This window comes from Laceyella sediminis (assembly GCF_003003125.1).
GTDB classification, from domain to species: Bacteria; Bacillota; Bacilli; order Thermoactinomycetales; family Thermoactinomycetaceae; genus Laceyella; species Laceyella tengchongensis.
Genome location: NZ_PVTZ01000002.1, coordinates 286,642 through 300,299 on the forward strand (window position 1 = coordinate 286,642; position 13,658 = coordinate 300,299).

At 50.8% G+C, this 13,658-nt stretch carries 15 protein-coding genes; 1 reads left to right on the forward strand and 14 read right to left on the reverse strand.

Annotated elements, in window-relative coordinates:
• Positions 1-97: 97 nt before the first annotated feature.
• The 10 genes from dnaB to CLV36_RS04230 form a co-directional block, all read right to left on the reverse strand.
• Positions 98-1,447: a replicative DNA helicase gene (gene dnaB / locus CLV36_RS04185; protein WP_106341833.1), complete on the reverse strand. Its 1,350-nt coding sequence runs from the start codon at positions 1,445-1,447 to the stop codon at positions 98-100.
• Positions 1,448-1,595: 148 nt separating this feature from the next.
• Positions 1,596-2,042: a 50S ribosomal protein L9 gene (gene rplI, locus CLV36_RS04190; protein WP_106341834.1), complete on the reverse strand. Its 447-nt coding sequence runs from the start codon at positions 2,040-2,042 to the stop codon at positions 1,596-1,598.
• Positions 2,039-4,003, reverse strand: a complete 1,965-nt coding sequence (locus tag CLV36_RS04195) for a DHH family phosphoesterase (protein ID WP_102993704.1) — start codon at positions 4,001-4,003, stop codon at positions 2,039-2,041. The genes rplI and CLV36_RS04195 overlap by 4 nt, the downstream gene beginning before the upstream one ends.
• A gap of 131 nt (positions 4,004-4,134) precedes the next feature.
• Positions 4,135-5,040, reverse strand: coding sequence for a DUF2232 domain-containing protein (locus CLV36_RS04200; protein ID WP_154986056.1), 906 nt, complete (start codon positions 5,038-5,040; stop codon positions 4,135-4,137).
• Between the two features lie 8 nt (positions 5,041-5,048).
• Positions 5,049-5,360: a MazG-like family protein gene (locus CLV36_RS04205; protein ID WP_102993706.1), complete on the reverse strand. Its 312-nt coding sequence runs from the start codon at positions 5,358-5,360 to the stop codon at positions 5,049-5,051.
• A 113-nt stretch (positions 5,361-5,473) separates the two neighbouring features.
• Entirely contained in the window at positions 5,474-5,701 is a 228-nt protein-coding gene (rpsR, locus tag CLV36_RS04210; protein ID WP_022737301.1) for a 30S ribosomal protein S18, read from the reverse strand.
• A gap of 41 nt (positions 5,702-5,742) precedes the next feature.
• Positions 5,743-6,219, reverse strand: coding sequence for a single-stranded DNA-binding protein (gene ssb, locus CLV36_RS04215; protein ID WP_022737300.1), 477 nt, complete (start codon positions 6,217-6,219; stop codon positions 5,743-5,745).
• 50 nt (positions 6,220-6,269) lie between these two features.
• Positions 6,270-6,560 carry a 30S ribosomal protein S6 gene (gene rpsF / locus CLV36_RS04220; RefSeq protein WP_102993707.1) on the reverse strand — a complete coding sequence of 97 codons (291 nt, stop codon included), beginning with the start codon at positions 6,558-6,560 and terminating at the stop codon, positions 6,270-6,272.
• Between the two features lie 199 nt (positions 6,561-6,759).
• Positions 6,760-7,860 (reverse strand): redox-regulated ATPase YchF, encoded by a 1,101-nt coding sequence (gene ychF, locus CLV36_RS04225; protein ID WP_106341835.1) that lies wholly within the window; start codon positions 7,858-7,860, stop codon positions 6,760-6,762.
• A 187-nt stretch (positions 7,861-8,047) separates the two neighbouring features.
• Entirely contained in the window at positions 8,048-8,260 is a 213-nt protein-coding gene (locus CLV36_RS04230) for a DUF951 domain-containing protein (protein WP_106341836.1), read from the reverse strand.
• 270 nt (positions 8,261-8,530) lie between these two features.
• Here CLV36_RS04230 and yyaC point away from each other — a divergent pair, with 270 nt between their 5' ends.
• Complete coding sequence (yyaC, locus tag CLV36_RS04235; RefSeq protein WP_106341837.1) at positions 8,531-9,121, forward strand: spore protease YyaC; 591 nt, start codon at positions 8,531-8,533, stop codon at positions 9,119-9,121.
• Between the two features lie 164 nt (positions 9,122-9,285).
• Here the strand turns inward: yyaC and CLV36_RS04240 are convergent, their stop codons facing one another.
• The 4 genes from CLV36_RS04240 to CLV36_RS04255 are packed head-to-tail and all read right to left on the reverse strand — an operon-like array spanning position 9,286 to position 13,425.
• Positions 9,286-10,422, reverse strand: a complete 1,137-nt coding sequence (locus CLV36_RS04240; protein WP_106341838.1) for an aminotransferase class V-fold PLP-dependent enzyme — start codon at positions 10,420-10,422, stop codon at positions 9,286-9,288.
• 17 nt (positions 10,423-10,439) lie between these two features.
• Positions 10,440-11,297 (reverse strand): ParB/RepB/Spo0J family partition protein, encoded by an 858-nt coding sequence (locus CLV36_RS04245; RefSeq protein ID WP_022737294.1) that lies wholly within the window; start codon positions 11,295-11,297, stop codon positions 10,440-10,442.
• Positions 11,290-12,048, reverse strand: a complete 759-nt coding sequence (locus CLV36_RS04250) for a ParA family protein (protein WP_054095816.1) — start codon at positions 12,046-12,048, stop codon at positions 11,290-11,292. Before CLV36_RS04250 ends, CLV36_RS04245 begins: the two co-directional genes overlap by 8 nt.
• A 15-nt stretch (positions 12,049-12,063) precedes the next feature.
• Complete coding sequence (locus tag CLV36_RS04255) at positions 12,064-13,425, reverse strand: hypothetical protein (RefSeq protein WP_106341839.1); 1,362 nt, start codon at positions 13,423-13,425, stop codon at positions 12,064-12,066.
• Positions 13,426-13,658: the final 233 nt, after the last annotated feature.

Below are 13,658 nucleotides of genomic sequence, written 5' to 3' on the forward strand. Positions count from 1 at the left end.
AATTTCCGAACATCAAATTCAAGCACCGCTTCATTTTACCAATATTACCGCGTCGTTGTCAATAAAATACGAACATTAATCTAAATATTATAAATGATTATTCGTGTATAGCTGATTGCTTTATATCCAAGCTTAAAAATTTGTTGTAGTTCTTAAGGAAGAGCAATTCCACTTTGCCAACCGGTCCGCTCCGCTGTTTGCCAATGATGAGCTCAGCGATGTTTTTCTTCTCGGAATCCTCATTGTAATAATCATCCCGATATAAAAAGGCTACCACATCGGCATCTTGTTCGATTGAGCCCGATTCCCGCAGGTCCGATAACATCGGCCGTTTGTCTTGCCGCTGTTCCACCGCCCGCGATAACTGCGACAATGCGATGACCGGCACATCGAATTCCCGCGCCATCAATTTCAACGACCGCGAGATTTCGGAAATTTCCTGTTGCCTGCTCTCGCCGCCGCGACCTGAAATCAACTGCAAGTAGTCGATCACGACCAATCCCAAGCCACGTTCCACTTTTAAGCGGCGCAGTTTGGCGCGAATGTCGTACACAGTCACTCCCGGCGAATCGTCAATAAAGATCGGTGCTTCGCTCAATGTACTCATCGCCATTGTTAGCTTTTCCCAATCTTCCTCATTTAAATTCCCCGTTCGAAATGCTTGGGCGTCAATGTTCCCTTCCGATGCCAACATCCGTGACACCAACTGGGAAGCCCCCATCTCCAAACTGAAGATAGCCACGGTCTGTCCACTCCGCACTGCCGCGTTTTGTGCCAAGTTCAACGCAAAAGCCGTTTTTCCCATCGCTGGTCGGGCGGCCAGAATGATCAGCTCCGATCCCTTAAGGCCGGAAGTCATCCGATCCAGATCGACAAATCCGGTAGGAATCCCGCTGATGCCGCCTTTGTTAAAGTGCAACGCTTCAATCTGCTCATAAGACTCCATCAACGCATCTTGAATCGGGATAAACCCACTGCCGCGGATGCGGCGCTGAGATACTTCCAAAATCCGCCGTTCCGCTTCATTGAGCAAGTGATCCAATTCTTCGTTGCCGCCATAACCAGACATTGCGATCTGGGATGCCGTCCTGATGAGTCGGCGCAGCACCGCTTTCTCCTCAACGATCTTGGCGTAATACTCGACATTGGCTGCGGTAGGCACGGCACTGGCCAGTTCGTTGAGATAGGTCACTCCCCCCACTTCTTCCAACAGCTTGCGGTCTTGCAACTCCGCTGTCAGGGTGACCAAATCAACGGGCTCTCCCTGTTCGCCCAATTCATTCATCACTTGAAACAGGCGTTGATGGGACTGGCGATAAAAATCATCTGGCTTTAAGCGCTCATTAACGGAAACCAATACGCCCGGCTCCAGCAAAATGGCACCCAACACAGCTTGTTCAGCTTCGTGATTGTGCGGAGGTAGACGATCAGCAAACAAGTCACTCATCGTTTCTCCCCCTTTGCCCCATAAAAAAGCTCTCCATGCAAGTGGAGGGCTTTAAATCACTTCTTTGATGCAAGGGAAGGCAGACCCGCCATCATCCTAAGGCGAGCCCACTTCCTGGTTCGCGCATGGGTGCAGGATGCGCACCGTTTTATTCTTCCACCACTTGCACCGACAGGATCGCCGACACTTTGGGGTGCAACTTCACGGGAACTTTGGTCACACCCAATGCGCGAATCGGCTCATCAAGCAGAATCTTTTTCTTGTCGATTTGCAATTGATGTTGCTGTTTCAGCGCTTGGCTGATTTGTTTGGAGGTGATGGAACCGAACACCCGACCACCTTGCCCGGTCTTGGTGGACAATTTCACCGTCAACGAGTCAATGCGCTGGCCCAATTCTTGCGCTTCTTTCAATTCCGCTTCTTTGCGTTTCTCTTCTAAGCGCTTTTGCTCTTTCAACGTGTTCATGTTACCATCAGTGGCGGGAATCGCCAATTTCCGTGGAATCAGAAAGTTACGCGCGTAACCTTCGGAAACTTCTTTGACTTCCCCTTTTTTGCCTGTGCCTTTCACATCTTGTTGTAAAATGACTTTCATTTCTCCGGCCCTCCATCCAAATTCTCTTGCAACACTTGCATTAGGCGCGATTTGACCTCGCCCAATGAACCGTTTTTCAATTGGCAAGCGGCGTTGGTCAAATGCCCTCCGCCCCCCAATTGTTCCATGATGACTTGGACATTAATTTCCCCTTGCGATCTCGCACTGATCGAGATCAACCCGTCACCACGGCGGCCTATCACAAATGAGGCGCGGATGCCTTGCATATTCAACAAGGTGTCGGCCGCTTGCGCAATCAGCAACTGATCATACTCCGTCGTCTCGTCACCCACGGCGACAGCGATGTCTCCGCGCACGACTTCCGTGGACTTGATAATTTCCGCCCGTTTGACGTACTGGCTCAAATCCTCTTTCAACAGCGATTGCACCATCATGAGGTCAGCGCCATGCCTGCGCAAGAAGGACGCCGCCTCAAAAGTGCGCGAACCAGCCCGGAAGGCGAAATTCTTCGTGTCTACCACAATCCCGGCCAATAAGGCCGTCGCTTCCAACGTATCCATGGACAGCCGCTGATCTTGATATTGCAACAGCTCCGTCACCAATTCACTAGTAGAAGAGGCATAAGGCTCTAGATACACCAGCACCGGATCTTTCACAAAATCCTCGCCGCGGCGATGGTGGTCAATCACCACGATTTTGCGGGCCCGCTCCAATAAGCGGGCATCCATCGCCAGCGACGGCTTGTGCGTATCGACCAAGATGAGAAGCGTATCCGGATCATCCACCAAGGACAGCGCCCGCTCGGGTTGGATCAACATCTCCCCCAGTTGCGAGTGGCTACGCACAGCGGCTAGCAACCGTTCAATCGAAGCGTTCTCTTCGTCCAGCACGATGTGCGCTTCACAATCATGAATCAAAGCGAACTTGACGACGCCGATGGCCGCCCCCAACGCATCCATGTCCGGCTGCGTGTGGCCCATAACAATCACGCGCTTGCTGTCTTGAATCAAATTGCTCATCGCGTGGGAGATTACCCGGGCACGCACTCGCGTCCGTTTCTCGACCGCGTTGGTCTTGCCGCCAAAGAAAACGGTCTCTTCGCCTTGCTTCACGGCAGCTTGATCCCCACCGCGAGCCAACGCGATATCTAATGCCGCTTGGGCGTTTTGCGTCCTTTCGACCAAGGTGTCCCCGACGCTTGCGATCCCAATACTCAAGGTGATTGGAATCTTATTCTTCCTGGTCATCTCCCTGACCACGTCCAAAATTTCAAAGCGGGATTTCATCAACCGCTCCAGTGATTGTTGCGCCGCTACAAAGAACATTTTATCTGTATCAAGCCGTTTGAGGGTAATGTCATATTCCAATGCCCACTTGGAAATCGTCCCCGCCACATTGGACAGCAACAACGTGGCCTCTTGATCAGTCAAGCCTTGTCCGGCCTCGTCAAAGTTATCCAGATGGATGAACCCGAAAATCGCGCGTTCGTTGTGTAACTTTTGCCGCAAGCTCTCCAGCCGCGTGATGTCTCTAAAAAAATACACTCTCTCTTCGCGCTGATGGGTTACTTCATAGACGCGCCCTTCCAATTCGACCGTGCACGGAACCGCCTCCTGTGCTTCTTTCAATTGCGGAAACACATCAACCACCGGTTCCCCAATCATTCGTTCACATTTCCCCATCATGCCTGCAATGAACGGATTGTGCCACTCAATTCGACCAGACCGGTCATACAGCAAGATGCCGACTGGCATCTCATCCATCGCCGTTTGCCCTGCATTCTTGACTCGATGGTTTAGAGTCAGCACATATTCAGTGAAATCATGGCGAAAAGCCCGTTCCGCCTTGTACAAAACCCAGGCCAGCACTACAAAAAGTACGAGGCCCACCAAGCCATAAACCCATTCATATATGGAAAGCAAAGCGATTAAGACCAGGCTAAAACACATGGCAAATATCATATGGTACCCATGCCATCTTTGTATAACAAACTTTGGCATCATTCTATCCCCTCAAACTGTCAACCCTGCATTTCATCTCACTCTTATTTTACCCCAGTTATAGGATAGAGCAACTCCCGCCCCTCTTGATCACACCGCCAAAACTTGGATTTCCGCCAGCTTGCCGGATCTCACTTCTTGGCTAGGCGTCCCCGCAAGTCAATCCCCGTATCAATGAACCCCAACAACATAAACAGCGGAGAAAGCGGAACGGCCAACACCAGCGCGAGCGCGTGGCTCCCCCAGCCGACCCGACCGCGACGGCGTTGCAGAAGAAACAGCGCAAACGAGCAACCCTGCAACACCATCAGGATTTGCATCAAATACAAGAATCCCAGTATCCAATCGCCGCCCACCTCGTTGCCGGACTGCACAAGCGATGCGATCATCAACAACAGGTACGCGGTGAAAAAAATCCGGGGCAAGCGCCATTCATAAAACGGCGGCAAAGATTTCCGGGGAAATCCCGCACGTTCCAACAGGCGGGAAGCCACTAGAAACGTTGCAACCACCGACGGGACGATGAGCATGAACAGCAGGATCGGAAAAGCGACCGACAAAGACAACCCTGCATCCTGCAAAGCAATCCCATTTTTCCCCATAAGGCGCACCGTTTCCGCCCATTGCTGATCCCAAACCGTGGTCAACTGCGAAAACAACTGGAAACCGAGTTGGCCCACCAACAGGATGATCCAAGAACTAACCAACCCAGCTACCAAGCCGCCCAACACTGTATCCGTCCCTGTCGCATCTTCCTTGCGAACCAAATGCCCCATGACGCTACCAGTCAACCAAGCGAACAGGAACAAACAAATAAAAAGGGGAACCGGATAAAAGAGAAGCCAAACAATCAACATGCCGAACGGAATCAGGGTTGTCGACCAAGGCCGCTTAGCCTTGAGCAGGAGGAATGGAAGGGGAAGAAGCCAAAGCGCAACAAACTGAAGAACAGGGATAAATAAAGAAACGAGAAGGAAGAGAAACCCTCCGCAAGCGAGAAGGCCATCCTTCCATCCCCCTTTTGACTGTTGAGACAAACCACTTGTCACCTCTTGTTCACGTATTCTTCCAAAGAAGACAAATCACTGTACCATTGTTCCAATTGATGCCCTTCATGGATATGCTCGCGTAATTTTTGAATTACCGCCTGATCAAGCTCGCGAAACGAAAAACCCATCCGTCTCGCCATGACATACACCGAAATAACCAAACTGGACAAACTATCTATCATCATATGCTGATTGGCATGGAAAATTCCCCGAAATAGGTTGGCAATCTGATCAAGGATTTCGGTTTTTAACCATTCGATCACTTTCACGCTCTTAGCGAATTGCACTCCCCGTTCAGGCCGACTCATATGGTTGCACTCCTTCAAATGTAAACAAGTTTAGGAGATGCTTCCACATTCGTCCAACTTTTTCCTTCTTTTACATACGAAAAACAGGGGCGACGCACACCCCTGTTTGCCGATCAATCGTTGCTATATGGTACCAGAGCCATTTGACGTGCTCTTTTGATTGCGCGGGTCAATTGGCGTTGGTACTTGGAGCTGGTACCCGTTACGCGACGCGGCAGAATTTTACCGCGCTCACTGATGAACTTGCGCAACAAGTCGGTGTCTTTGTAATCGATATAATCGATTTTGTTGACTGTGAAGTAGCAGACCTTGCGGCGCTTGTTTCCACGACGACGAGCCATGAGCAATTGCCTCCTTCCTTATTTAGCAAGTAGTTTAAATGTCAGAAAGGCAGATCATCATCAGAGATGTCAATGGGTTGGCCATCATCAGCAAAGGGATCATCCATCGGTTTGCGGCCAACGTTTTTGTTGTTTCCACCACCGTAGGAGTTGCCGCCAAATGAACCTCCGCCGAAATCGGAAACCGACTCGCTTCGGTTTTTCGGCTCCAAGAAACGGACGTCTTCCGCCACCACATCCGTGGTGTACACCGTGCGCCCTTCTTGGTTTTCATACTTGCCCGTCTGCAAACGGCCATCGACTCCAACCAAAGAGCCTTTTCGCAGGTAGTTGGCACAGTTCTCAGCCAGTCCACGCCACGTGACGATGTTGATAAAGTCTGCTTCTCGTTCCCCTTGCTGGTTCGTGTAATTCCGGTTCACCGCGATGGAAAAGCGTGTGATCGCCACTCCGCTGGCTGTGTAACGCAACTCCGGATCACGGGTGAGCCGTCCGACTAAGATGACCCGATTTAACATTGATCCCCTCTCCCTTGCTAATGATCAACCTTCATCTATATCAATCGATCTTATTTTTCGTCGATGTTGATGATCAGGTGACGCAAAATGTTGTCGTTAATGCGGATCACGTGATCAAGTTCGTCAACAACGCGCGCTTCACCTTTGAATGTGTACACGGTGTACACACCTTCACGATGTTTGTCGATCTCGTAAGCGAGACGGCGTTTGCCCATTTCGTCGATGTTGGTGATTTCGCCGCCGTTTTCCGTAATGGTCGCTTGTACCTTTTCACGGGTCGCTTTTACGGTTTCCTCATCCACATCTGGACGTACGATGAACATGATTTCGTAGTTATGCATCCTCTACACCTCCTTTTGGACTTAAACGGCCCTGCTATGCGACGCAGAGCAAGGAGTAATACGTCTGATACGTAGTACGATTAGTAATTGTAACAGAAAACGAAAAAGAAATCAATGAACCCTCACTGCAAAAAGAGCAAAAAACAGGTAGGGCGAAGAACTCGGGAAAGTGCCAAAATGATTGTGGCAGCTTTCGCTTCTACACGTTAAAGCGGAACGTCATGATGTCCCCGTCTTTGACGACATAATCTTTCCCTTCCAAACGCAATAATCCCTTCTCGCGGGCAACCGCTTGTGATCCACAGGCGATCAGGTCTTCATACGCTGTAACCTCTGCGCGAATGAAGCCGCGTTCAAAGTCGGTGTGGATCACCGCGGCCGCTTGCGGCGCTTTGGTGCCCTCGCGGATGGTCCAAGCCCGCACTTCTTTCTCACCAGCGGTAAAATACGTGATCAAGCCGAGCAACTTGTAGGCGGCCGAGATCAAACGATCCAAGCCCGACTGCTCCAAGCCGAGCTCTTCTAAAAACATGGCTCGCTCTTCTCCTTCTAACTCGGCGATTTCCGCTTCCACTTGGGCACTGATCGGCACCACTTCCGCTCCTTCAGCGGCAGCGATTTCCTTCACTACCTGCACATAGGGATTTTCGTCGGGATTGGCAATGTCCTGTTCGCTCACATTGGCCGCATAGAGGACATTTTTCATCGTCAAAAGGTTCAGGCTCTTGATCAGTTTGCGTTCTTCTTCATCCAACTCTACCATACGCGCCGGTTTTCCTTCGGCTAGAACCTGTTGCAACCGCTCCAGGATGGCATGCTCTTGCGCCGCCACTTTGTCCCCGCTCTTTTTCTGCTTTTTCACACGCTCCAACCGTTTTTCAACGGTTTCCAAGTCCGCCAGCACCAACTCTAAGCTGATGGTTTCTATATCCGCAGCTGGGTCCACTTTGCCCGCCACATGGGTGATGTTTTCATCTTCAAAGCAACGAACCACATGAATAATGGCGTCCACTTCGCGGATATGGGAGAGAAATTTGTTTCCCAGCCCTTCCCCCCGGCTCGCTCCTTTCACCAGGCCGGCGATGTCCACGAATTGGAAGGATGTGGGAACGGTCCGTTGCGGTTTGATCAATTCCGCCAACCGATCCAATCGCGGATCCGGCACATCGACAACCCCCACATTCGGATCAATCGTGCAAAACGGGTAGTTGGCAGACTCCGCTCCTGCTTGGGTGATCGCATTAAACAGCGTGGATTTTCCTACGTTAGGTAAACCGACAATTCCAGTAGCTAACGCCATCTTTTGGCTCCTCCTCTAACGTCCGATTCTCACCGAACACCGTACTGATATTCGAATCCTTGTCCATTATAGCGAAAAGTGGGGCCGAGTGCCATCAGCGGGAGGACAGAGGATTTGGCCATGCGGATCATCACCTAGTGTACTCCGGACAAAAAAAGCGGCCTCTCTTGCATGAGGCCGCTCATCCTTATTCTGTTTCATCCTGTCCGCCCGCGGGCACCAATACGCGCTTCAATCTCTTTTCAAACCGGCTCCGCGGCAACAAGACGCTGTGGTCGCATCCTGTGCATTTCATGCGGATATCGGCTCCCATACGAATGATTTTCCATGCGTTCGTTCCGCAAGGATGTGCCTTTTTCATTTCCACGACATCGCCAAGACCAAATTGCTTCATTTGCAATTCAGATCACTCTCTCTTCTGTGAATGCTACAATTATAGAAAGCCTCTGGTCAAAATTCAACCAGCTTGTATTTGATTCTTTCCCGCTATTAGCTTCCGCAATTCCTGTTACACGGCCAGACTGATATTTTCTATTATATGCTGTTTTTTAGCGACTGTTGGCTAAACTTTGGTTAACTCTCCGACCTATTTTAATAATCTAGCAACCTATGTATATTTTCCCTCTCAAATCCGTATACTGTTACAGAATTGATTCTCGGAGGGTTGTCCATGAACGAATATGCCTCTGTCCGCCAAGCGCATAAAACAACCTATCCTTTTCGGGTTGAACACACCCATCCTATGGCAGATGAGGAGTTTGCAAATCATCTAGCGTTTGCTTGCCGCTCTTTCGCCCCTTATCATGACATCGTTTGCGTATGCGTCGGCACCGACCGTTCAACTGGTGACGCGCTGGGCCCTCTGGTTGGAAGTGCTTTGCGCAAAGATCCCCCACCCGGCCTGCTCATATACGGTACACTGGATGACCCGGTGCACGCGCTCAATCTTGAAGAAACCTTGGAGAACATCTCATCCGCCCATCCCCATTCGCTGGTCATTGCAGTGGACGCTTGTCTTGGCCACTTTAAAAGCGTAGGATCAATCCAGCTGGGGCTAGGGCCGTTAAAGCCTGGAGCCGGAGTGAACAAATCCTTACCGGAAGTGGGAAACATCCATATCACCGGCATAGTCAACGTATCCGGATTCATGGAATATTTCGTCTTACAAAACACCCGGTTGAGCTTGGTCATGAACATGGCCGAAATCATCTCCACTTCTATTAAAAAAGCCTGTTTAAAGATGCCCACACTCTCGGCGTAATCGAAACAGGATCCAAACGCTCGGTCAACAAACGCAGGCCGCCTGCTTTTAGCAGACGGCCTGGACTCGTTCACTGAAATGGTATTGACACCCCATGATCAGCCTTCGCTTCCCTGACTCTCCCTATGTCGAAAGATCATAGCATCCTGTAGGAAGTCTGCCAATCATGACAGATAACGCTGAATCTCAGCAATGGCCTTTAAAAACGATTCTATCTCGGCTGGGGTGTTGAAATAGCCGGGGCTCACCCGGATGGCCCCCGCCTCCGTGCCTAAGCTACGATGCTTCAAAGCGGCGCAATGGAACCCAGCGCGGACAGCGATGTCATAATGTTGATCTAAGATCATCGCTACCTCTTGACCATCCAAACCGACTAGATTGAAAGAGAAAAGCGGCAACGAAGGCATCTCCTCGGTGGACAGCCGCACCCCATTCAGCCGTTTCAGTCCTTCCCACAACAAACGGGTCAGCTCCATTTCATGCTGATGAATGCACTCCACACCCGTCCGCAACACAAAGTCCACGCCCGCCCCCAGTCCGGCAAGACCCGGCGTGTTGAGTGTGCCGCTCTCAAAGCCGCCTGGCCAGTCTAGCGGTTGTTCCAGCTCCTCTGAGCGGCTCCCGGTTCCTCCGAACAAAAGCGGATATATGGAAACACCTTCTGCCACATACAGCCCACCCGTGCCTTGCGGCCCATACAATCCTTTATGCCCTGGAAAAGCGAGCATATCAATGGGCCATTCATCAAGCCGGTACGGCAGCAAGCCCGCCGTCTGCGAAGCATCCACCAAGTACAGGATCCCCTTGCTTCGAGCATACTGACCGATCTCCACAACTGGCATCACTTCTCCAGTCACATTGGAACCATGGGTAGTGATGATCATTTTTGTTTGCGGTGATACCGCCTGTTGGATCGCCGTCAGCCAATCTCCTGATGCAGAAGGTTCCACCACGCTGACCCGAACTCCTTTCGTCTGGGCGAGCGCGGTAACCGGGCGGGCGACAGCATTATGTTCCCATCCAGAGATAATCACATGGTCTTCCGAAGAGAGCGTTCCTTGAATCGCTTGGTTAATGGCATGGGTCGCATGAAAACAAAAGAGAAAACGATTGGGGTCCTTCACGCCAAACAGACGTGCCAGTTTGGCTCTGGTTTTCGCGATGGTCTGCTCCGCCCTGCGCGCCAGTTGGTGGCCTCCGCGTCCGGGATTAGCCCCATAGTCCGAAATAGCAGTCTTCGCCGCTTCCGCTACCTCTGGGGGTTTGGGCCAGGTCGAAGCCGCATTGTCCAAATAAATCACTTTCCTCTTCCCCCTGTTTATTCAATCACCCGCTCGCCATTTAACATTTCGATCAAGCGTTCCAGCTCCCGTTCGGAGTAATATTCAATTTCGATTTTCCCCTTTTTCCGCCCATGTTTAATGCGTACTGGGGTGCTAAACACTTGTTGCAACACATCTTCATACCGCTTGATGAATGGATCGGCAGTTTTCTTTTTGCGCTCTTCCTTTTTGGGCATCACTTCGTTTAACTTTTGCACCCATTCTTCCAACTGCCGTACACTTGGCTTCTCTTTGATCACTTTTTCCGCTAGCCGTTTCAGCATATCCCGATCTTTTACCCCCAGCAGGGTACGAGCATGTCCCATCGATAATGTTCCACGTGAAACATACTCTTGCACCTCCGCCGGCAATTGCAACAATCGCAAGAAATTGGCCACATGCGGACGGCTTTTCCCAACTCGTTCTGCCAGTTCCTCTTGCGTAATCCCCAAATGATTCATCAGTTTCTGATAGGCGAAGGCAACTTCGATTGGATTCAAATCTTCCCGCTGTATGTTTTCCACCAGCGCAATTTCCATCATCTGCTCATCAGTAAAATCTCTTACGACAATGGGAACGGTCTGCAATGCAGCCAGCTTAGCCGCGCGAAAACGACGCTCCCCAGCCACGATTTCATAACCCCGAATGCTCTTGCGGACAACCAAGGGTTGTACAATCCCATGTTGCTTAATCGATTCCATCAATTCCTGCAACGCTGCATCGTCAAAGTTCTTACGAGGTTGATACGGATTGGGGCGCAGCTCAGTGATCTCCGCCTCCGTCACCACATCTTCCTCTTTCACGTCAACTTGCGAAAACAAGGCATCCAATCCTCGGCCCAGACGTTTACTCATTCTGCATCACCACTTCTCTCGCCAATTCATTGTAACATTCTGCCCCTCGCGAACGCGCATCATAGACGATAATCGGTTGCCCATGGCTGGGCGCCTCACTCAATCGGATGTTGCGCGGAATCACTGTGTTGTACACTTTCGTCTGGAAGTATTTTTTCACTTCTTCCATCACCTGCGAAGACAGGTTGGTTCGGGCGTCATACATGGTCAGCAAAACACCTTCAATCTCCAACCCTTTGTTCAAATGCTTTTGCACAATGCGAATGGTATTAAGGAGTTGTCCCAACCCTTCCAACGCATAAAACTCACATTGAATCGGTATCAACACCGATTGGGCGGCACTCAGCGCATTCAGGGTGATAATCCCCAGTGAAGGGGGACAATCGATGAAGATGTAATCAAAACGGTGTTTCACGGTCTGTAACGCGTTTTTCAACCGCTTCTCCCGCGAAATAACTTGCGACAGTTCGATTTCCACCCCGGCCAATTGAATCGTGGCCGGAATCAAAAAAAGATTTTCCAACAAAGTCGGCAGGATCGATTGCTCCGCTGGTGCTTCATCAATTAACACATCATAGATGCAGTGCTTGACATCCCCTTTGTTTATGCCCAGCCCACTTGTTGTGTTCCCTTGGGGGTCAATATCTACAATCAACACTTTCTTCCCTTGTGCCGCAATCGCTGCAGCCAAGTTCACTGACGTGGTTGTTTTGTAGGGTAGACAGACAGCGCCAGTTCCCTTATCCCTGATAAGGGCCGGTTTCTATCAGCCCCCCTCCGAACCGGACGTACACCTTTCGATGTATCCGGCTCTCCAGTTGTCCCTAAGCCGTTTTTCATATATAAGAGAACACTGACTGAGTGGTTCGTTAAAATAAGAGATCCACCCCGTCTCCCCCTTTACCGCAAGAGTTTGTTTGCTCCCCGAATTGCGCGAACCGTATTTGCGCAACACTTGTTTTACCGATATCTTCTCTTTGCTGGCGATAGTTTTAAGCAGACTGCCATAGTGATAATAACGGAACTTGCCCAACTTGGCCCTTACATCTGCCGCATAGCGATACGTCTGATATAATTCCTTCATCTCCCCGGCGTACAAGCTCACCAACTCCGGGACACTAAGGTGGAGCCGTCCTGGATGACGCACCGGCTTCCCTTCGCGGCGGAAAGGACACGTAAGCTCTTGCATAGCCACATGTGGCACCAAGGGAGTAAGTCGCCCCGGTTCTCTGCAATCCGGTGCAAGTTCATATGGGCCAAACCGCACCCGTTGCTTGTCTTGCACATGAACCAGCGTCAACGGCGCAAACGATTCAAACCGAAGTTCATTTTCCAGACAATCATGCAGGTGATCGCGAAGTGCTTGGGCCATCCGTTTCGATCCTTTGACACCTACAAACAAATATCGGTTCCACCGGATATAATGCATGTCTATTGGAGAGGATGCTGCTTGAACATATCGCCGCATGCATCGATCCAGCGCATGGAACAGCAACTGGCAAGGAAACCAAAGCCTTTTCCCATCGGCATGGACGGCAATCGGTTCGGTGCGCTCGGTCATCTGCCGGCGATCGGCATTCAACATACGCCGAACCAGCTCCAACAACCGCCCATCCTCCAGCCGCTCCCGTAACAACTCCAGCAATAAAGCCTGTTGGTTTGGATTCCAATGAACAGGAAGTGCCCCTCCTACCAACCAATCCACGCCGATCGCTTCACGTATGGCCCGCAAAGCGCCTTCTATGGTAGGCATCGGGTAGACACCATGCGAACCATGCCAAAAATGCGGTTCAAAGATTGCGGAAATAAGCTGAATAACTGCCCCGCGCAACAAGCGATCTTCCCATTTGGGCTGTCGCCCTGGCTTGTCCACCTTGCCAAAGTCATCGGGGGCAAATCGGTAGGTCTCCGTTCTCAATTGATGAATCATTTTTTCTATCATCGCTATGTAAGCCTGTCCGTGCAGTGCCAAATCGGCCTCCGTACCGGATGTTTCCTGCGCCTGCGTGAGCGCATATCGATAGAAATCGGGATTAAACAAATTGCGGTAAAGTCGACGAAAGCGAAAGTGCGGCTGTTCCTTCGCTTTTTGGCTTAGCAATGATAGGATGACCTCGGCTCTCTGCATTACGCATACCTCCGGCACACTATCATTTGGACAACCTGCCCCCCTTCGCCACGTAGCAGGCTTTCCCTACCTCAGACTACTATGGGGGCTCCGTCACCATAGTGAAAACAGTGGGCTCTTCTTTAGACCCAGCCTCACCTTAGGTGATCTCCGTTTAGAACGATGAGTACAAGGGAGTGACTTAGGTTCCCGTTCGTCTCCTTTACGTATCGTCGATACGCCGAGGAAAGTTA